General features: G+C 47.6%; 19 protein-coding genes. 7 read left to right on the forward strand and 12 right to left on the reverse strand.

The window, feature by feature from the left end:
* From C5684_RS05040 to C5684_RS05050, 3 genes are all read left to right on the forward strand, one after another.
* On the forward strand, positions 1 to 495 hold a 495-nt coding region (locus C5684_RS05040), incomplete at its 5' end, for a hypothetical protein (protein WP_158650187.1).
* Positions 492 to 1,610, forward strand: a complete 1,119-nt coding sequence (pseC, locus tag C5684_RS05045) for a UDP-4-amino-4,6-dideoxy-N-acetyl-beta-L-altrosamine transaminase (RefSeq protein WP_104639605.1) — start codon at positions 492 to 494, stop codon at positions 1,608 to 1,610. The genes C5684_RS05040 and pseC, both read left to right, overlap by 4 nt.
* A gap of 119 nt (positions 1,611 to 1,729) precedes the next feature.
* Complete coding sequence (locus C5684_RS05050; protein ID WP_013890821.1) at positions 1,730 to 2,230, forward strand: C40 family peptidase; 501 nt, start codon at positions 1,730 to 1,732, stop codon at positions 2,228 to 2,230.
* A 10-nt stretch (positions 2,231 to 2,240) separates the two neighbouring features.
* Here the strand turns inward: C5684_RS05050 and C5684_RS05055 are convergent, their stop codons facing one another.
* Genes C5684_RS05055 through gltS form a run of 4 tightly spaced genes read right to left on the reverse strand, consistent with a single transcriptional unit; the run spans position 2,241 to position 7,597 of the window.
* Positions 2,241 to 4,625 carry a heavy metal translocating P-type ATPase gene (locus tag C5684_RS05055; protein WP_104639606.1) on the reverse strand — a complete coding sequence of 795 codons (2,385 nt, stop codon included), beginning with the start codon at positions 4,623 to 4,625 and terminating at the stop codon, positions 2,241 to 2,243.
* Positions 4,618 to 5,331, reverse strand: coding sequence for a tRNA1(Val) (adenine(37)-N6)-methyltransferase (locus C5684_RS05060; RefSeq protein WP_199764380.1), 714 nt, complete (start codon positions 5,329 to 5,331; stop codon positions 4,618 to 4,620). Before C5684_RS05060 ends, C5684_RS05055 begins: the two co-directional genes overlap by 8 nt.
* Positions 5,319 to 6,350, reverse strand: coding sequence for a bifunctional diaminohydroxyphosphoribosylaminopyrimidine deaminase/5-amino-6-(5-phosphoribosylamino)uracil reductase RibD (gene ribD, locus C5684_RS05065; RefSeq protein WP_104639607.1), 1,032 nt, complete (start codon positions 6,348 to 6,350; stop codon positions 5,319 to 5,321). Before ribD ends, C5684_RS05060 begins: the two co-directional genes overlap by 13 nt.
* Positions 6,350 to 7,597, reverse strand: a complete 1,248-nt coding sequence (gene gltS / locus C5684_RS05070; RefSeq protein WP_104639608.1) for a sodium/glutamate symporter — start codon at positions 7,595 to 7,597, stop codon at positions 6,350 to 6,352. The genes ribD and gltS overlap by 1 nt, the downstream gene beginning before the upstream one ends.
* Before the next feature lie 82 nt (positions 7,598 to 7,679).
* On the opposite strand from gltS, the gene C5684_RS05075 reads away from it, so the two are divergent.
* From C5684_RS05075 to C5684_RS05085, 3 genes are all read left to right on the forward strand, one after another.
* On the forward strand, positions 7,680 to 8,891 hold the full coding sequence (locus tag C5684_RS05075) for a saccharopine dehydrogenase family protein (RefSeq protein ID WP_104639609.1): 1,212 nt from the start codon (positions 7,680 to 7,682) through the stop codon (positions 8,889 to 8,891).
* 5 nt (positions 8,892 to 8,896) lie between these two features.
* Positions 8,897 to 9,964 carry a DNA-methyltransferase gene (locus tag C5684_RS05080; protein ID WP_104639610.1) on the forward strand — a complete coding sequence of 356 codons (1,068 nt, stop codon included), beginning with the start codon at positions 8,897 to 8,899 and terminating at the stop codon, positions 9,962 to 9,964.
* Between the two features lie 94 nt (positions 9,965 to 10,058).
* Complete coding sequence (locus C5684_RS05085; protein ID WP_199764497.1) at positions 10,059 to 11,204, forward strand: YeeE/YedE thiosulfate transporter family protein; 1,146 nt, start codon at positions 10,059 to 10,061, stop codon at positions 11,202 to 11,204.
* On the opposite strand, the gene C5684_RS05090 is transcribed toward C5684_RS05085, so the two are convergent.
* The 6 genes from C5684_RS05090 to C5684_RS05115 are packed head-to-tail and all read right to left on the reverse strand — an operon-like array spanning position 11,201 to position 16,870.
* On the reverse strand, positions 11,201 to 11,851 hold the full coding sequence (locus C5684_RS05090) for a non-canonical purine NTP pyrophosphatase (protein ID WP_104639611.1): 651 nt from the start codon (positions 11,849 to 11,851) through the stop codon (positions 11,201 to 11,203). The genes C5684_RS05085 and C5684_RS05090 overlap by 4 nt on opposite strands.
* Before the next feature lie 5 nt (positions 11,852 to 11,856).
* Positions 11,857 to 12,993 carry a YbfB/YjiJ family MFS transporter gene (locus C5684_RS05095; protein ID WP_199764498.1) on the reverse strand — a complete coding sequence of 379 codons (1,137 nt, stop codon included), beginning with the start codon at positions 12,991 to 12,993 and terminating at the stop codon, positions 11,857 to 11,859.
* A gap of 53 nt (positions 12,994 to 13,046) precedes the next feature.
* Positions 13,047 to 13,568 (reverse strand): inorganic diphosphatase, encoded by a 522-nt coding sequence (ppa, locus tag C5684_RS05100; RefSeq protein WP_104639613.1) that lies wholly within the window; start codon positions 13,566 to 13,568, stop codon positions 13,047 to 13,049.
* A gap of 8 nt (positions 13,569 to 13,576) precedes the next feature.
* Positions 13,577 to 14,149 carry an adenylate kinase gene (locus C5684_RS05105; RefSeq protein ID WP_006016811.1) on the reverse strand — a complete coding sequence of 191 codons (573 nt, stop codon included), beginning with the start codon at positions 14,147 to 14,149 and terminating at the stop codon, positions 13,577 to 13,579.
* A gap of 9 nt (positions 14,150 to 14,158) precedes the next feature.
* Positions 14,159 to 15,907, reverse strand: a complete 1,749-nt coding sequence (gene aspS, locus C5684_RS05110) for an aspartate--tRNA ligase (RefSeq protein ID WP_104639614.1) — start codon at positions 15,905 to 15,907, stop codon at positions 14,159 to 14,161.
* A 12-nt stretch (positions 15,908 to 15,919) separates the two neighbouring features.
* Positions 15,920 to 16,870: a chemotaxis protein gene (locus C5684_RS05115; RefSeq protein WP_104639615.1), complete on the reverse strand. Its 951-nt coding sequence runs from the start codon at positions 16,868 to 16,870 to the stop codon at positions 15,920 to 15,922.
* A 96-nt stretch (positions 16,871 to 16,966) separates the two neighbouring features.
* On the opposite strand from C5684_RS05115, the gene ligA reads away from it, so the two are divergent.
* On the forward strand, positions 16,967 to 18,925 hold the full coding sequence (gene ligA / locus C5684_RS05120; RefSeq protein WP_104639616.1) for an NAD-dependent DNA ligase LigA: 1,959 nt from the start codon (positions 16,967 to 16,969) through the stop codon (positions 18,923 to 18,925).
* Here the strand turns inward: ligA and C5684_RS05125 are convergent.
* Positions 18,922 to 19,425 (reverse strand): FKBP-type peptidyl-prolyl cis-trans isomerase, encoded by a 504-nt coding sequence (locus C5684_RS05125; RefSeq protein ID WP_013890836.1) that lies wholly within the window; start codon positions 19,423 to 19,425, stop codon positions 18,922 to 18,924. The two genes, ligA and C5684_RS05125, sit on opposite strands and share 4 nt — an antisense overlap.
* Before the next feature lie 40 nt (positions 19,426 to 19,465).
* On the reverse strand, positions 19,466 to 19,929 hold a 464-nt coding region (locus C5684_RS05130; RefSeq protein WP_407645768.1), incomplete at its 5' end, for a tetratricopeptide repeat protein.

The following is a 19,929-nucleotide window of genomic DNA, read 5'->3' on the forward strand; positions in this document are numbered from 1 at the left end:
ACCCCCACAGAAACAGAAATTAAGACCCACCCCCTAGCCACCACCACCAAAAACACCAACCACACCATCGGGGCGTTACAAGTGGCTTTAAAAAGCATCGATCAAATGCAACCCCTAGCCCAAGATTTGGCTAACCTTACCCCTCCAAAGAACACGCAAGCCAACACCCTAAAAGAGCAAATCCAAAAAATCTATAATCAAGCCCTCTATCAAGGGGAAAATGTTTTCATAAAGAGCTATAAGGATTTGGGCTTGGCGTTGCAATCCATCAAGCCCGATAATTTGCAAGTGGGCGATCCCAACACCTCTAAGGCATTTGTCAAAACCCTAGAGGAACAAAAGATAGCCTTAAGCGAGGCGCTTAAAAAAATGACCCCCACTGATTCAAAAGAGGATTTTAGCACCCTTGATCCTAATAAACTCAAGGGGCTAGACAAGGCGCACAACCCCCAAGCACTTAAAGCGCAAAAAGTGCAGGATTTATTGCACGCATGAACCCCTATAGCACCCAATCTATCGATCAAGAGGACATTTTAGCGGTGGTGCAAGCTTTAAAGAGCGATCACCTCACGCAAGGTCCTTTGGTGGGGCAATTTGAAAATGCTTTAGCGGATTATCTAGGAGTCAAGTATGTTTTGGTCTGCCCCAATGCCACCAGTGCGTTGTTTTTAACCTACCAAGCTTTGGGCTTAAGCCAGCATACCGCCATCACCACGCCCATTAGTTTTGTGGCGACAAGTAATATGCTACTAGCCAACCACGCCACCCCGCTTTTTTGCGATATCAAGGCAGATGGCAACCTAGATGAAAACTTGCTAGAGAGCTGTTATCAGGCTTGCCCCCATAAGGAGCGCATTAAGGCGGTGGTGAGTGTGGATTTTGGGGGCAAGAGTGTTGAGGCTAGGGTGATTGCGGATTTTTGCCGGGCTTATGATCTGTTTTTTATCTCAGATAGCTCGCATGCGTTGGGGGGGAGTTACCATAACCAAAAGATCGGGTCGCTAGCTGATGTGAGCATTTTTAGTCTGCATGCCATCAAACCCATCACCACCGCAGAAGGGGGGGCGATCGCCACTAATGATCGCATGCTTTATGAGAAACTCCAGCTTTTGGCTAACCATGGCGTGCAAAAAAACGGGTTTGATGTGGAAGTTTCTAGTTTGGGCTATAATTGCCGCATGAACGAATTACAAGCCGCTTTGGGCTTGAGCCAGCTTAAAAAGATCGATGCTTTCCTAGCTGTGCGTGAAAAAATCGCTTGTTTTTATGATGATTTCTTTAAGGACAACCCCTATTTTAGTTGCGTGCATGCCAGTTTGCCCGCTTATATCCAAAGTACCAACCACCTCTATTCTATTTTACTCAAACCCTTTTTATGGGCGCATAAAGAAGCCATTTTGCAAGCCCTGCTAAAGGCACAAATTGGCGTGCAGGTGCATTATAAACCCATCCACACCTTTAAGCTCTACCAAAATTTAGGCACGTCCCCCCTCCCAAAGGCTGAAAATTTCTATCAGGCTCAAATTTCCCTGCCCTGCCACCAAAAGATGAGCCTCGCCCTAGCCCAGCACACAGCCCAAACTTTGCTGGACATTTTGGGGGGGTTTTAAAGAAGCAGTTTGTTTTAAAGTGATTTTAAGAGAGAGTATGGTAGAATCCACAATCCACAATCCACCTTGAGGATTGGCATGAGTGAGTGGATGAGGTAAAACATATCAAAGGAGTTTTCATGGCAAAAATTACAAGTTTAAAAGGGTTGGCTAAACCCGGAAGCGTTGTGTATTGCAAAATAGGTTTTTTATCATTAGCGGAACATTCGGGTATCTACATAGGCAATAATCTTATCGTAGAAGTTACTAATAGAGATGGCAAGGCGTGGATCAGATGCGCCTACCCACGCCACTTTTTAACGCGCCTAGAGGATGAAAGAAAGGGCAATCTCAAAGAGGGCGGAAAAATTTATATCACCTGCGGTAAAGATGGCAATTCGCTTGGCTTAGAAAAAGTCGCCCAAAGAGCTAAGACAGCTGTTGAAAGTCCAAGGAGTCGCGCAAAGGGCAACGACTATGCGTGGTTTCCCATAGATGATTCCGAGTTGAATTGCCATAAATTCAGCGCGGGGTGCTTACTAGGCAATTTTAAAAATAATTGTGGGCGATTCGATCAACTTGAGGAAGCCATCCGCAAGACTTACGGCGAGTTTGAGTGGCGTTATGTGGAGATCGGCTAGCCATTAATCCTCAACCCCGCAGTCTAAAACTATTGCCCACCACCACAAGCGAGCTTAGGCTCATGCTCAAAGCGGCTAGGGGGGGGTTGATGAGCCCACACACCGCACAGGGGATCAAGAGCGCATTATAAGCAAGGCTGATGATGAGGTTTTGCTTGGCAATTTTATAGGCATGCCTAGCGATCTGAAATGTTTTTAAGACACTGCTTAGGCGGTTGTTGAGCACAATCACATCGCTATAAATCAAACTCAAGTCATTGCCTGCGTGCATGCAAATAGAAACTTGGCTTTGTGCGAGGCTAGGCGCATCATTCATCCCATCGCCCACCATGACGACTATTTGTTGGTTGGTAATGGCTTGATTCACAATGGCTAATTTTTCTGGCGGGCTCAAGGGGGCTTGGCAAGTAATGCCCAAATTTTGGGCGATGTTAAAGACCTCTTTAGAGGCATCCCCGCTTAAAATCTCCACCCCCAAACCCATTTTTTTAAGCTGGCTAACCAATTCTAGGGCATCGGGTTTAAGGGGGGCATGCAGGCTAAAGCTAACTAAGAGTTGGCGATCCACACTATAAAAAAAATCCCCCTTGGCATTGCCCAGTTCTACGCCCTTGCTTTGCAAATAAGCCAAACTCCCCCCATGCAAGATATGCCCTTGATAGATTCCTTGCAAGCCCCCTACCTCTTGGGTGATGGATTCTAAAGCCAGCCCCGGGCGTGCATGCTGGGCTTGTAAAAAGGTGCTCAGGGCAAGGGAGATGGGGTGGGTGTTGTGCCAGATCAAGGCTAGGAGCAAGTTAGGATCATAGGGGGCGTGGGTGTGTTGGGCTTGCACGCTTAGAGCATCTGTAAGTGTGCCGGTTTTATCTAAAAAAACTTGGGTGGCTTTGGCTAGAGTTTCTAGGCTAGAGGCTTGCTTGATGAGCACGCCTTGCAAAAAAGCGCGGTTAGTGCCTAAGATCAGGGCAATGGGGGTGGCTAGGGCAAAAGCACAAGGGCAAGCCACCACCAGCACACTGATGGCTACAACCAAGCCCCTTTGTGCGCCTGCAAAAAACCACCATGCCAAAAAGCTTAAGAGTGCAATGGCTAAAACCACCCCCCCAAAATAACGCACCAGTTTATTAGCCTCTTCTTGGATTGTAGGCTTGCTGATAAAGCTTTTTTGCACTAATTGCACCATTTGGCTTAAAAACGAGCGTTTAAAAGGCGTGGTGGTTTGGTAAATAAAGGCGTTGGCGTGGTTGGTGTAGCCTGCCAAAATGTGATCGCCCTTTTGGAGGGTGGTGGGCGTATTTTCGCCATTGATCGCTTGGGTGCTCACCTGTGCGCTCTCACTCTCTAGCACGCCATCTAAAGCCACACTCTCCCCAGCCAAAACCTCTATGCGCGCCCCCACCCCCACCTCTTCAGGACTCACCAGCACCCTTTGAATTTCCCCCTCTATTTCCTTAAGCAAGAGCACCTGCACGGGCAAGCTACTTTGCAAACCATCTAAGACGCTATTAGCCCGTATCTTGGCCTTGAGTTCTAAAAACTTAGAGATAAAAACAAAGGTGATGATCATGCTCACCGATTCAAAATAGGGTTCTAGCCCCTTAAATAGCGCATAGATAGAGTAAAGATAAGTCCCTAGTGCCCCCAAACTCACACCCAAATCCATACCCAAAAAGCCATGTTTTAAGCCATAAAAAGCCCCCCTAAAAAAGCCCGCCCCCGTGATAAAGAGGGTCAGGCTACTTAAAACCCATAAAGCCACTTGTAATTTAAATGCCATGGGTGTGTCTATGCCTGAGAAATAGCCCGCATAGGAGGCGATGGCAATCCACATGGCGTTCATGGTGGAGAAAATCCCCACCACAAGGGCGATATAGTGGCTCTCATGCTCTTTTTTGGCGCGTTTGTCTTGGGTGTTGGGATCGTAAATACTGGCACTATAGCCAATCGAGGCAATGGTGTTGAGGATATGGGGGATATGGGTGGCATTGGGATCAAAAATGACATAGGCACGGTGTGTGGTGTAGTTGATCTGCACGGATTGAATCCCCTCTTGTTTTAACAACACCCGCTCAATAAGCCAAATGCATGCGCTGCAATGGATATTTTCTAATAAAAGGGCGACTTCTAAATCCCCATTTTCTAGGGGCGTGGCGAAGGTCTGTAAAAAGGGCTTAGAGGTGTAGCGCGCCTCATCATAACTGGGTGCAGGTGTAACTGGACTTAAAGTACCCTTGTCAAGTTTGTCATAAAAGGTTTCTAAGTTTAGGGAGTGCAATAACAAAAAGACTTGTTGGCAACCATGGCAGCAAAAATAAAGGGGTTGGGGCTGTTCTAGTTTGATTGCCCCTTTGGACGGGCATGGCAGGTGGCAATGGGCGCATAAAATTTCACTCAAGGGTAGCCTTGATACTATGGGTTTTGAAGTGTTGGTAAATGCGCGCCACTTCGGGGGTATTGTCTTGTTGGGCTTTGGAGTTGTGGGTGATGAGGGGGGGGAGAATCTCTAATAAACTCTTGGAGTTTTTGCGCGCACAGCACAGCACCAAAGTCGCCTTTTTATCCTTAAAAGGATGCACAAAACGCAGGCAGAGTGCCTTAAAGCCCACTTGTTGCAAGGCATTTAAGAGCATGTCGGTCAAATTGGCATGGTAGCAGAGGATAAAATAACCCCTATGTCTGAGCAAGTTAAAGGCTTTTTGGCAAAGAGCTTGCAAGGGCAAGAAGCGTTGGTTGGTGGCGCGCGCTCTTTGGGTGTTAGCGCTCTCTAGGCTGTTTTGGTGGTAATAGGGGGGGTTAGAGATAATGGCGTGGTAGCAGATGTTAAAGGGGTGATCTAAAAAATCTGCGCAGATCACACGGGCTTTAGGGTGCTTTTGGCTATTGAGCGTGGCAAAAAAGGCGAGATTAGAGTCAATTTCGATCAAATCTAGGGGGTTAGCAAATTCCCTAGCACAAAGCAACCCCACAACCCCACAGCCTGCCCCCACTTCTAGGAGGGTATCCCCCTTTTTAATGAAGTCCTTAGCAAAGTGGGCTAAAAAGAGGCTATCGCTATTGTAGGCATAACCATGCAGGGGCTGGTAAAACCTCAAGATAGCCATAACAACACATCTTGATCCCAAATTTGGGTGAAACGGGGGGTAAAATTTTTGTGGATAGTGTGCTGGATGGGGGTATCTGTGGGGGTTAAGGCGGTGTGGGTGTGGATTAAAAGCATGTCAATTTGATCATGCAAACTCTCTAAAAGCCCTAACCCGCCCTCAATGAGATTAAAGCCCCGATCGAGTGGCAAGTCCTCTAAGCTATGGCACACCCAAGCACAACGCCCCAACACGCTAAATAAGGGAATACTTTGATCTAAGGGGTTGGTATCTCTAGTTAAAATCGCCACATCACAGAGTTTATTTTGATAGAGCGGATCAGCCAAGCGGTGATCCAATGTGGGGCGATCGGTGCGCACACTTTGACCCGAAATGATGAGCGTGTTGGCTACTCCGCGTTGGTTGTGGGTGAAAGTTTGGCTTTTAGCCCCGGAAATCTTGCCCCCATAAGAGCCATCTAGACGCATGGCGATCTTAAAGAGATTGAAAAAGCCCTTAGATTGCAAACACTTAAAGGGGATTAAGAGGTCCTCACATGCGCTTTTGAGCACGCCTTGCACGACTTGAATGCCCACACCCTCCAAACAAGCCACCCCACCCCTAGCCTCTTGACTCTCCTCTAAAGCCCCAATGACCACGCATTTAGGCTGGATTGTGGCGAGCAACTCCGCACAAGGGGGGGTTTTGCCAAAATGCCCGCAAGGCTCTAGGGTAACAAATAGGGTGCAGTCTTTGAAAAGCCCGCTGTGGTTCTGGGCTAAAAAATGGTAGGTCTCCTCACAATCTAATGAGTCTATGCTAGTTGGCATGGGCGTGGGGCTGAGCGCATTAAAGGCTTGGGCTAGGGCTAGAACTTCGGCATGGGGAGTATTTGCCTTTTGGTGGGCTTGCAAGGCTAATACCTCATCATTGCCACTGAGCACCATGCACGCCACGCTAGGATTAGGCAAGGCTAGGGTTTGGAGCTCCCAAGCCCGATCCACACAGGCGCGCATACAAAGTTGGTTGATCTCTAACATTAGTGGAAGAGTTGCAAAATCATGCTCAAAGAGCCCTGAATGGCTAGAGCATTGATAATATCTACAAAGAATGCCCCCACCAAGGGCACAACAATAAATGCCATGTGGCTAGCCCCGTAGTGGTTGGTAACCGTTTGCATATTCACCATCGCCGTTGGGGTTGCGCCCAGCCCAAAGCCACAATGCCCAGCACTCAGCACTGCCGCATCGTAATTTTTCCCACACATGCGAAAAGTTACAAAAATGCTATACAAAATCATCAACACCACTTGGCAGGTGAGAATCACTGCCATGGGGAGGGCTAAATTCACCAATTCCATTAAATTAATGCTCATCAAGGCAAAGGCTAAAAAGAGACTCAAACTCACATTCCCAATCACACTCACCTCCCGATCAAAAACCTTATGGATTTTAGAATAGGATAAGATGTTACGCAATAACACGCCCACAAACAAGCACCACACAAAAGTAGGCAAAGTCGGCAAAGTCATGAAACCTAGCGACACGGCTTTGGTGTGCTTGGCAATAAAAGTCCCCACCAAAAGGGCAATACTCACCAACGCCAAACTTTGCACGAAACTATTAGCCGTGATTAGGCGTTCTTGTTTGGGGGTTTCAAAAGCCAACATGGGTCCATTCTCGCGCGCCTCTTTTTCTTGTGTGCTGGGTTCTAGGTGGTGCTTTTTAATCAAATAGTGCGCCACAGGTCCGCCAATAATCCCACCGCTGACTAACCCAAAGGTGGCGCACACAATTGAGACCTCTAGGCTTTGGGAAAAATTAAAGGGGGCTTTAGAGAGCACCTCAGACCACGCCGCACTGGTGCCATGCCCACCCACCAAAGAGATCGAGCCCCCCAGCAAACCCATGAGTGGATCGACCCCAATCAAACGGGCAATCCCAATCCCTACGATGTTTTGCAACACCACAAACATGGCAACTGCCACTAGGAAAATGCCTAGCATTTTGCCCCCCTTTCTTAAAGAGGCAAAATCAGCACTCAAACCAATGGTGATAAAAAAGGTGAGCATTAAGGGTTCTTTAAGACCCGAGTCTAAAACCAATTTGAAGTCATAAAAATTGTGGGCGACCATGATGATAAACGCCACCAACACACCACCCACCACCGGCTCAGGGATGTCATAATCGCGCAAGAATTTGACCTTAGAGATGATGTAACGCCCCAATAATAACACGCCCACCATACACACTAGGGTTCCATAAATATCTAGCGAGATTGTCTGCATCAAAACCTCCATTTAATTAAAGGGTAAAATATTTCGTATATAATAGCACACTCAAAGACCTATTATCGGATAAAGGGGTAGAATGCTCACAGTCTTGCAAATTGGAGCGGGGGGAGTGGGGAGAGTGGTAGCCCACAAGCTCTGCCAAAACCGCCATCTGTTTGAGAGGGTGGTGCTGGCTAGCCGCACCCTTTCTAAATGCGAACAAATTGCCGCCAGTGTGAAAGCCAAAGGTTGGGGGGAGCTTGTCTGTGAGCAAGTAAATGCCGACAGCGTAGAAGAGGTCGTGGCTTTGATTGAAAAATACCAGCCTAAAGTGGTGCTCAATATCGCCTTGCCCTATCAAGATTTAACCATCATGCAGGCGTGTTTGCAAACCAAAACTAATTACCTAGACACCGCCAATTACGAACACCCCAATGTTGCCAAGTTTGAATACAAAGAACAATGGGCTTTCGATCAGGCTTATAGGGATGCGCAGATTTTTGCCTTGCTAGGCTGTGGGTTTGATCCCGGAGTTACTAATGTCTTTTGTGCCTATGCCCAAAAGCATTATTTTGATGAGATTTATAACATTGATATTTTGGATTGCAATGCGGGCAACCACCCCTACCCCTTTGCGACCAATTTTAACCCTGAGATCAACTTAAGGGAGGTGAGCGCACCGGGGCGTTACTATGAAAATGGGGCGTGGGTGGAGACCAAACCCTTAGAGATCAAGCAAACTTGGGCATACCCCGAGATCGGGGAGCGTGATTCTTATTTGCTCTACCATGAGGAATTAGAATCTCTAGTCAAGCACATCAAGGGCTTAAAACGCATCCGCTTTTTCATGACCTTTTCAGAAAATTACCTCAACCACATGCGTTGTTTAGCCAATGTAGGCATGCTCAATATCACGCCCGTATCAGTGCCCACCACCAACGGAGGGCAAGCTGAGATCGTGCCCATTCAGGTTTTAAAACAACTCTTGCCCGATCCAGCCAGCCTAGCGGGCAAAACAACCGGCAAAACCAATATCGGGTGCTACATCCATGGCAATAAAAACAAGCAAGAAAAACGAATCTATATTTACAATGTGTGCGATCACCAAAAATGTTATGAAGAAGTCGGCTCGCAAGCCATTAGCTACACCACTGGCGTGCCCGCTGTGGTGGGGGCGATGATGATTTGTAAGGACATTTGGGGCGGGGAAAACTCCAAGGGGGTCTTTAATTTAGAACAACTCAATCCCGATCCTTTCTTAGAAGAACTCACCAAACAGGGACTACGATACGATGTGATCGAGCGCTAAGCTGTTTGCAAACCAATACCATTTTACAAGGCGATTGTGCCACTCTTTTAAAGACTTTGCCTAGTAGCAGTGTGGATTTTATCTTTGCCGACCCGCCCTATTTTATGCAAACTTCAGGGGAGCTCTTAAGAGTGGGCGGGGCAAAGTTTGCAGGCGTGGCTGAGGCGTGGGATAAATTTAAGGACTTTGCCCACTATGATAGCTTTTGTGGGGCGTGGCTCACAGAGTGCAAACGGGTTTTGAAAACTAATGGCAGTATTTGCGTTATTGGCTCGTTCCAAAACATCTACCGCTTGGGGGCTTTGATGCAAGATTTGGGCTTTTGGGTGATTAATGACATTATTTGGGTAAAACCTAACCCCGTGCCTAACTTTAATGGTAGCCGCCTATGCAATGCCCATGAGAGCTTGCTTTGGTGCGCTAAAGATAAAAACGCTTCTTTTACTTTCAATTATAAAACTCTAAAAGCCCTGAATGGGGGCAAGCAAGAAAAATCCATTTGGGAAATCCCGTTATGTGTGGGGACTGAAAGACTCAAAGATAAGCAGGGGCATAAGCTCCACCCCACCCAAAAGCCCGAAAAGCTCTTAGAAAAGTTGCTTTTAATGGCAACAAGGCCGGGGGATTTGGTGCTTGACCCCTTTTTTGGCACGGGCACCACCGGAGCGGTGGCTAAACGCTTGGGGCGCAACTTCTTAGGCATTGAACAAGACCCCAACTACATCCAAGCCGCTCTAGCTAGGATAAAAAACACGCCTATTAAAATGGACGCTTTTAGCCGCTTAGAACATGAAAAAAAGCCCCCCAAAGTGGCAATGAAAACCCTAGTCAATGCGGGGTATTTGCAGGTGGGGCAGGCTTTATGCTCCCCAAGTGGGGTAGAACAATGCCAAGTCTTGGCAAATGGATATGTGCAAGATAGCAGCCAAGCGGTGCTCTCCATCCATAAAATGAGTGCAAAACTCTTAAATAAAATCAACCACAATGGTTGGGACTACTTTTACACCCACCACAAGGGGCAACTAACCCCCCTGAATGATTTGCGCTTATTGTATGCCCAAGAACATGGGTGAGCAGGGCTAATAACTTTTTAACCAATAAAGCCCCTTGGCTAACCCAAACATTTAAGCACTTTTGTTAAAATAACCCCCTTCTTGATGAGCCAGTTTGGCTAACACGCTTTTAGGGCGTATTCTCATTTTAGGGTTTTGCGTGCGTTTTTTCACACAGAAATGGGCAGTTGTGCCCTGTGTTTTGGTTCTCTGCGTGGCTTCTGTCTTTTATTTTGGCTTAACGGGCACTTATTGGGCACTTACGGGGGAATTTACGCGCTGGAGTGCCCATATTTTAAGCTTGTTGGGTGTGGATACAAGCCACTTGGGCTATTTTAAAATCATCGGTTTGTCGGGCAGTGTTTTAGAACGGGTTGATGGCATGATGGTGTTTGGCATGATGGCGGGGGCTTTTTGTGCGGCTCTGTGGGGCGGGGGGGTGCGTCTTAGCTATGCGCCACAATTTATGCGCGCCTTGCTAGGGGGCGTATTAGCTGGCTTTGGGGCTAGATTGGGCATGGGCTGTAATTTGGCAAGTTTTATGACGGGTATCCCCCAATTTAGCTTGCATGCGTGGTTTTTCACCGTGGCTAGTTTAGCGGGTATCTATCTGGGGCTTAAAATTGTGCGCCCTTTAAGTTGCCCTAGACCCCTAGGGGTTGTTTTGCCCTCTAAAATCGGGGCTATCTTGGGTTTAGGGGTCTTTGTTGGTGTGATTGCCCTAGCTTGGCGCGCTCCCTTAGCCACGCTGGCATGGGCGGTGGGTTTTGGCTGGTTTTTTGGCTTTGTGATCGCCCGATCACAATTTTGCTTCACTTGTGCTTTTAGAGATTTATTTGTGTGGGGCAAGATAGGCCCGGCTTGCGCGTTGGTGGTGGGCATGATGATTGCTAGTATCGGGGTGTTTGGCTATATCCAACTGGGCGTTCCGGCTAAAATTATGTGGGCTTCCCCGGGGATTTTGATCGGGGGTTTGCTCTTTGGTTTGGGCATTGTGCTAGCTGGGGGGTGCGAATGCGGGTGGCTTTTTAGGGCGATGGAGGGGCAGATTCATTTTATGCTAGTGGGCGTGGGCAATATCATTGGGGCGGGTTTATTGGCTTTAAGTTGGGATCATTATTCTAGCTGGATCACTGGCTATCCTAAAATCAATCTCTTGCTCTCTTTGGGGCATTTGGGCGGGCTGTTGTGCCAATATGCCCTGCTCTTGCTGCTCTTGCTCTTTGTGCTGGGCGTGGGGAGAATTGCGAGCAAGGGTTAAGAATAGGACTTTAAAAATTCCTTGCATTGTTGCAAAGCCAAAAAGCGGTGTGAGAGGGTGTTTTTTGCGACAATTTGATCCATTGTTAGGGTGTGCCCCTCAGGGATAAAAAGCGGATCGTAGCCAAAGGCTTTTGGGTTTAAGGGGGCTTGGCAAACTTTGCCCCTGCACTCGCCCCTAAAACTCTTTTCTTGCAACACCCCGCCCACGCACACGCACAACGCCATGACACACACAAAAGAAGCCCCAGATTGCTTAATCCCCAACTCTTTTAAACATGCCAGAAGTTTAAGATTGTTGGCTTGATCGCCTAAATCTTGCTGGGGCACATCAAAATCTCCTTGGGCGATTTGGTGGGCATTTTGGGGAATATCTGCAAAGCGCGCGCTAAAAATCCCGGGCATTCCATTGAGGGCATCCACACACAGCCCGCTATCATCAGCCAAGACACATAGATTGTTTTTATTAGGGAGGCGATCATAAATGGCGCGCGCCTTGAGGCGGGCATTTTCTGCAAAACTGCTGCCATTTTCCATGATCTCTATTGCATCTAAGCATGTGCGGTAGCTTTGGACCTCAAATGCGGGCAAAATCGCGCGCAATTCTTGGAGTTTTTGGGCGTTGTTGCTGGCAAAAATGATGGTCATGGGACTTAAGCCTTAAACAAACTTTGGGGGAGGGGCAAGAGCACGAGCAGACTGGCTAGCAAACAAAGCCCACACACCACAAACATGGCAAAAAAGCTCACTAAGCCCAAAGCCCAAGTGAAGATAAAAGAAAAAAGGGCTTGGAAGATGGCAAAACTCAAGGTGATCACGCTGGAGGCTTGCACAAAATGTTCTTTGCCCATGATGTGAAAAGCCATCGTGCTAGTGAGGGTCAAATTCCCCGTTGTGCCTAGTCCCATTAAAAAAATGGAGAGATTGAGCCAGTAGAGATTGGTTGAAAAGGCTGCTAAGACACAAGAGAGGGTTTTAAGGGTTAAAATAATGCTAGAGGCGTTTTTTAAGCCCACCCGTTGGGCTAGCCAAGCACTTAAGATTGTCCCCAAAGCCGCCCCAAAGCCAAAAAACGCCCACGAAGTCCCCGCACTCTCCTTACTAAAGTGCAAAAAACGCACCAAATAATCCACCCAAAAAAGCGTGTGGGGCAAGTAACCAATGGCGTTTAACACGACTGAAACCAACAAGAGGGCAAAAAAATAGGGGATTTTAAAGGGGTGATCTTGTTTGGTGGTCGCTTTGGGCGGGTGCAAGGTCTTTAGCGCAAAACAAGCCAGAGCAAAGGCAAATAGGCTAATGACACCCAAGAAAATCCATGCAAAGTGGATTGCATGGGCAAAATGGGGCAAAATAAAGCCACTAAAAACAGCCCCCACCCCAATCCCGCTGAAAACAAGCCCGCTGACCATGGATCGCCTGCGCTCAGGCACAAAGGGCAAACACAGGGGGGCAGATAGGACAATCAAGCACGATGAAGCCACGCCGGCTAAAAAACGCCAAGCCCAGCTCCAAGCAAAGGGCAAGTCATCAAAAAAGCAGGCAAAAAAGCTCAGGGCAATGACTAAAAAGCTGATTTTAGCGATGCTCTCTAAAGAGAGGTATTTTTGCAAGAAACTTAGAGTTACGCTCCCAAAGATGTAACCCACCATCACCGCAATACCCAGCTGGATACTTTGGTTTTCGCTCAGTTTCCCGGATAAAATGAGTAAGGGGATCAACACCACATACCCAAAACGCGCCAAGCCATTGGCTACAAAAGTCGCCAAAAAGCATGCCAAAACACGCAAACCCACGACAAAATCCTTCTAAGAGACTTGCGGGGATTTTACGCCACTAAAGCCTATTTTTGGTAATTCTCAATTGCCTTTTGCAAAATTTCTTGGGCTTTGGCTTTGTTGCCAAAGTCCTTGACCTTGACCCATTTTTCAGGTTCTAAATCTTTGTAAGTTTCAAAGAAATGCTTGATTTTTTGGAGCACAATGGGGGGTAAATCCTCTAAATCTTGGATTTTGGCATAACGCGGATCGATTTTTTCTAAGGGCACAGCCAATAATTTTTCATCCATCCCGCTTTCATCCTCCATCACCAACACGCCAATCAAACGGCAAGCAACCACGCTCCCAGCTTGCAAAGGGTCTTCACCCAGCACCAAAATATCAGCTGGGTCGCCATCAAGGCTCAGCGTGTGGGGCACAAAGCCGTAATTGGCTGGATAGACCATCGAGGCATACATGATTCGATCCACCAACACCGCCCCGCTGTCTTTATCGACCTCGTATTTGATATTAGAGTTGTAGGGGATTTCAATCACCGCATTGACTTTATTGGGGTTGCTCCCGGTGGGGATTTTTGAGATGTCCATGTTTTTCCTTAAATGTTTTCTTGGATACGGGCTTGTAAATCGCCCACAATTTCTTCAATGGTGCGCTCGCCATTAATAACTTGATGCACTTCCTGCACTTTATAAAATTCGACCAAGTGTTCTAGGGGTTTTAAATAAACTTGCATGCGGTTGTTGAAAACCTCAATCTTATCATCATCGCCCCGCGCACGCCCCAAAACACGCTCTCTAGCCACTGCCTCGCTGACCTTAACCTCAAACACGCCTTTTAATTTCACTTCCTCTTGGGCTTTAAGAACGCGATCGAGTGCGTGCATTTGCTCCACACTACGCGGATAGCCATCGATGATGATCACATCTTTATTGGCACTCTTAATGGCGTTTAAAATCGTATCCACGACAATTTCTAGGGGCACTAATTCGCCCTTGCTGGTGAATTGGGCGATGTGTTGCCCCCGCTCGCTTTGGCTAGCAATCTCAGCGCGCAACAGATCGCCTGTAGAGTAATGCACCATAGTGTCGGCATTGCGTTCCATAATCAGTTGTGCGTCTGTGGTTTTCCCGCTCCCCGGGGCTCCGATGATTAAAAACAAAGACTTCATTGATCTCCTTTAGGTTTTTTTGGGGTTTCTTAAACGGATGTGTAATTCTCTTAATTGTTCCTCGCTAGCGGGGCTAGGGGCTTGGCTTAATAGGCAGGTTGCTTTTTGGGTCTTGGGGAAGGCGATCACATCGCGGATACTAGGCACTTTGGCTAAGAGCATGATTAAACGATCAAAGCCAATGGCAAAGCCCCCATGGGGGGGTGCGCCATAGCGCAGGGCATCTAGCAAAAAGCCAAATTTTTCTTGCGCCTCTTGCGGGTTAATGCCCAAGATGGCAAAGACCTTTTTTTGAATCTCCTCTTTGTGGATACGCATGCTCCCCCCGCCCAGCTCCACGCCATTTAACACGATGTCATAGGCTACTGATTGGACTTCCTCGGGGTTGGGGTTGTCAATGTCTTTGGGCAGGCTAAAGGGGTGGTGGGCTGCGCTTAACTTCCCTTCATTGCGTTCAAACATGGGAAAATCCACAACCCAAAGCAGATTAAAGGCATCTAAATCAATAAAATTGAGATCGCCCCCCAATTTTAAACGCAAACGCCCCATGTAATCTAATACGATCTTTTTCTCGCCTGCCCCAAAGAAAATAATATCCCCCTGCTTGGCTTGCAAGCGATCTAAGAGTGTTTGCAAAGCATGGGGGGGCATAAATTTAACTAAGGGCCCCTTAGCCCCCTCAGCCTTGATCTGGATATAGGCTAGCCCCTTAGCCCCAAACTGGCGCACAAATTCCTCTGCTTGGCTCAAATCCTTGCGGGTGAGCAAATTATCCCCCCCGGAGACTTTTAATGCCTTAAAGCGGTTGATCTTGGGATCACTAGCGATTGTTTTAAAAATCTCATTGCTCGAATCCAAAAACAGATCGCCCACCTCCACCAAGGGCAACCCAAAACGCAAATCGGGCTTATCGCTCCCATAGGTTTCCATTGCTTCATGGTAATCTAGGCGTTTAAAGGGGGGCTGAACCTCTATACCCACACTGGCAAAGACTTCTTTTAAGAGTGTTTCAGCAACCCCGATCACATCTTCTTGGGTGCAAAAACTCATCTCCACATCAATTTGGGTAAATTCAGGCTGGCGATCGGCGCGCAAGTCCTCATCTCTAAAACATTTGACAATTTGGTAATAGCGATCCATGCCCGCCACCATTAAAATTTGCTTGAAGAGTTGGGGGCTTTGGGGCAGGGCAAAAAATGCCCCGTCATGCACACGGCTAGGAATCAAAAAGTCGCGCGCCCCCTCAGGGGTGGTTTTAGAGAGCATGGGGGTTTCAATCTCTAAGAAGTCTAGGCGATCCAAACAATCCCGCACGGCTTTAGCCACTTTGCTGCGCATTTTAAAAATCTCATAAGCCCTAGGGGCGCGCAAATCCAAAAAGCGGTATTGCAAGCGCAAATCCTCATTCACGCTTGGATCGCCTATGGCAATGGGCGGGGTCAGGCTTTTATTTTCAAGTTGCAGGGATTCTAACACCACCTCGATTTTGCCCGTTTTGAGCTTGGGGTTTTCTAAGCCCTCCCCCCTGGGGCGCACTACACCCCTTATAACCAGCACATCCTCATGCCTAACCAAGCTGGCTTGCGCGTAAGCCGGAGAACTAGGATCGCAGACCAACTGCACCAGCCCGCTTTTATCGCGTAGATCGATAAAGATCACGCCCCCATGGTCGCGGTAGTTATTACACCACCCGCATAATTCCACCTTTTTTTGGATATGTTCCACCCCCACTTCTGCACATAATTGTGTCCTTAGCATGCCTTGCCTTTATTATTTTTTTAAATACCCCTGTAAGAGTTCTTGAATCTCATGGGGATGGGACTTAATCACAAACCCATCAGCGTGCAACGAGTCGGCAAGTTGTTTATTGGATTCGCTACTCATAGAAGAATTGACAATGACGGGTAAATGCTTGGTGCGCGCGTCTGCCTTGATGCGCTTGAGCACCTCAAAACCCGATACAACGGGCATTTCTAAATCCGTGATCACCGCCCCGACCCCATTAACCACCTTATCTGAAAAGAGTCGTTTTAAAAGTTCGTCCCCATTGGGGAAACTCTCATATTTCAAATGCAAACTCTCCACGATCTTTTCTAAATTTTTCATCGCCACTTGCGAATCTTCGGCAATGAAGATGGTTTTATCGCTCCGCACCGCTTCAACAAACTGGGTTTTGAGGAAGTCTAATTCTTGGATTTCTGGGAAGGTTTCTACCAACATCTTTTCCACATCTAAAATCTGAATCACCCGTCCTTGCTCAAAACGCGTGATCGCGCTCACCTTCCCGCCTGCATCAAAACCCTGTTTGTCCCCCACGCTGATTTCCCCCCAACTCTTATGCACGATCCGCTTGATTGCAAAAATCTTCAAGCCCACCACATAGCCTGAAAACTCGCACACAATGACCAAGTTTTTATCACTCTGCACAGAAGAGGCGCTCAAATCCCGATTAGGCATGCGCGCATCGTAGTAGAGCCAACGCCCCATATCAATTAAGGGCACGGATTCGCCCCGAATAGTCAAAAATCCCAACATCATGCCCTCATTGCCCCCCACCGTTTCAGTTACATCGCCATCATAATGGATGATCTCGCGGATTTTAAAAATATTAATGCCATACAATTCGGCATCGTTGTTTTCATCGCTAGTCAGTGTGAAACACAGGAATTGTGCTTCATTGTTGAGGTGCAAAGAAATGGTGCTATCAATGTCGCTAATCAAAACTATCCTTTAGGCGATATAGTCGCTCAAGCTATTTTAACCTAAAAAGAGATAAAATTTACCCTAAATTAACACCATTATAGCAAGAGCTAGCAAATGATACAAACTTTTAAGGACTACCAGCTCTTGGTTTCCCAGCTGGTCAAGTGGGCACACCATTATTATGTCTTAGCCGATCCATTGGTGAGCGATGCTAAATATGATGCGTGTTACCGCCAAGCCTTAGAGTATGAAGCCCAGCACCCCCAAGAGATTTTACCCCACTCGCCCACCCAGCGCGTGGGCGGGGTCATCTTGGATTCTTTGCCTAAAAAAGCCCATTTGGTGCGTATGTGGAGTTTGGATAATGTCTTTAACCAAATGGAATTGCAAACATGGCTTAATCGCATTTTCAAAGACCACCCCAACGCCACCTTCACTTGTTCGCCCAAACTAGATGGCGCATCGCTTAATCTCTACTATGAAAATGGGCAATTACAGAGCGCTACCATGCGTGGCAATGGCACAGAGGGCGAGCTTGTAACCCACAATGCTAAAACGATCCGCTCAATCCCACTTAACATCCCCTACACAAAACCTATCGAGATTCGTGGGGAGGTGGTGCTCAAAAAGAGCGATTTTTTTGCCCTCAACAAGCAACGCCTAGAACAACAAGAGCCCCTATTTGCTAACGCCAGGAACGCCGCTGTGGGGAGCTTACGCCAATTAGACTCCAGCATTGCGGCTAAACGCAAACTCAGCTTTTTACCTTGGGGATTAGGGCATGCTGATTTTAGCAACCCCAGTTTTAAGGCAATGATGGATCAAGTTCTTAGCTGGGGCTTTTTGGATTTGGAATTTGTCGCTTGTCAAAATGTGGGGCAAATCCAACAAGCCTATAATCAGTTATTAGCCAAGCGCGCCCAAGCCCCCTTTGAGATGGATGGGATGGTGATTGTGATTGATGATTGGGGCTTACAAGAAGAATTGGGCTGGACGATCAAAGCCCCCCGCTTTGCAATCGCCTACAAGTTCCCCGCCCTAGAGAAACACACCCGCTTATTGGGGGTATTGCCACAAGTGGGGCGTAGCGGGGTGGTAACGCCCGTAGCGCTCTTAGAGCCTATAGAGTTGGAGGGCGCGACCATTTCTAGGGCCACTTTGCACAATTATACCGAAGTGCAAAAAAAGGGCATTTGCTTAAATGATGTCGTGGTGGTGATTAGGAGCGGAGATGTGATCCCCAAGATCATTAAGCCCTTAACCCACTTGCGTGATGGCACACAAACCCCCATCACCCCCCCCACGCATTGCCCAGAATGCCAAAATGAATTGATTAGCCAAGAACCTTTTTTGATCTGCACGCACGCTGCTTGCCCGGCACGGATTAAAAAAAGCCTTGTTTATTTTGCCTCTAAAGAAGGCTTAGAGATAGAGGGCTTGGCACAAAAAAGCATCGATCAGCTCTACCAAAAGGGCTTACTCCCCAACATCGCCAGCCTTTACGATCTCAAATTAGAAGATTTGCTAGCCCTGCCCGGCTGGAAACACAAAAAGGCCCAAAATCTCATAGAGGGCATTGCCAACACCAAGCACGCCCCGCTGTGGCGTTTGATCAATGCGCTAGGAATCGAGCATATCGGCAAGGCAGCCAGCCAAAAATTAGCCCAAACTTTTGGATTAGAGGTTTTTTTACAAGGTGTGGAGCAAATCCAAGCACTCGAGGGTTTTGGGAGTCAAATGGCAACCTCGTTTGTGGATTTTGCCCGCCAAAATGCTTCTTTGATCCAAGAACTCTTAGAGCGTATCCAGCCCCAAGCCCCTAAAGTTGCGCTAACCACGGCTTCTTTTTTAAGTGGCAAAAATGTCGTGATCACGGGCACTTTAAGCCAGCCTAGAGCACAAGTGGCTAGCCGCCTAGAGCAACTCGGGGCGCATATCCAAACAGGGGTGAGCCAAACAACAGATTATCTAATTTGCGGGGAAAACCCCGGGAGCAAGCTAGAAAAGGCGCATAAGCTAGGGATTGAAATCCTAGATGAGGCTAGCTTGCTAGAAAAACTAGGCGCGCTCTAGTGTGAGCACCCACACCCGCCCCCACAACATTTTTTAGCACCTCCGCTGTGCGTGTGTAGCACCTCTTGCTTAGAGGCTTCTCTAAAACCTAGCACTTTGAGATCAAAAACCAGTTCTTTGCCTGCTAAGGGGTGGTTATAATCCAACATCACCATTTTATCGCTAAAATCTTTCACGCTCACCTGCACGCTCTGGTTATTTTCGCCATGCCCAAAGAGGGTCATGCCCCGTTCTAACTCAATCCCCTCAAACTGATCTCTGGGGACCTCTTGGAGGTAATCGGTGCGGTATTCGCCATAGGCCTCATGGGGGGGGATGGTAACACTAAAGCTCTCGCCCACTTTGGCATGCAAAACCGCCTTCTCAATCCCCACAATCACTTGCCCAGCACCCATCAAAAACTCTAGGGGCTTTTGCCCCACATTGGAATCTAAAATCTCTTGGGTGGCTTGATCGCGAACTTGGTATTCAATGATGGCAACTTGTGCTTGTTCTTGCATGGGTATCCTTTCTTTTTAGGTGGGCTATTGTAGCATAAACCTAGTGTTTGGACTCTGTTTTTTGTCTTTTTTGCAAAATCTCAGTGGCTTTTTTGCCTTGCTCGCTTTGGGGGTAGAGTTGGCTTAAAGAGCGCATGAATCGCTCAAAATTAGCCTGATCCTTTAAAAACCCAAAAGACCAAGCGGTGTGCCAAAGCAAAATGGGCATGTAGGTGGTTTTATCCTTGATGAGCGCGCTATGCTTGTAAAAGCTAATTGCTTGGGTGTAGTGCTTTTGTTCATAGGCGCATTCCCCAGCCATGTAATAGCTATAAGCCGGTCTATATTTGATCTCGCCCAACCACTCAAAACGCATGCCCGCTTGCTCATGTTGCTTGTGGCGGAAAAGTTTTAAAGCCTCTTGAAAAATCTCTTTGCGCTTGTTATAGTCTTTGATAAAGGACTGCGGGGTTTGGGGAGTAGGCTCTTTGGAGGGGGTGGGGGCAACTATGGGCGGTGTTTGGG

Origin of the sequence: Helicobacter bizzozeronii (genome assembly GCF_900196775.1) — a bacterium.
Taxonomy (GTDB): Bacteria; Campylobacterota; Campylobacteria; order Campylobacterales; family Helicobacteraceae; genus Helicobacter; species Helicobacter bizzozeronii.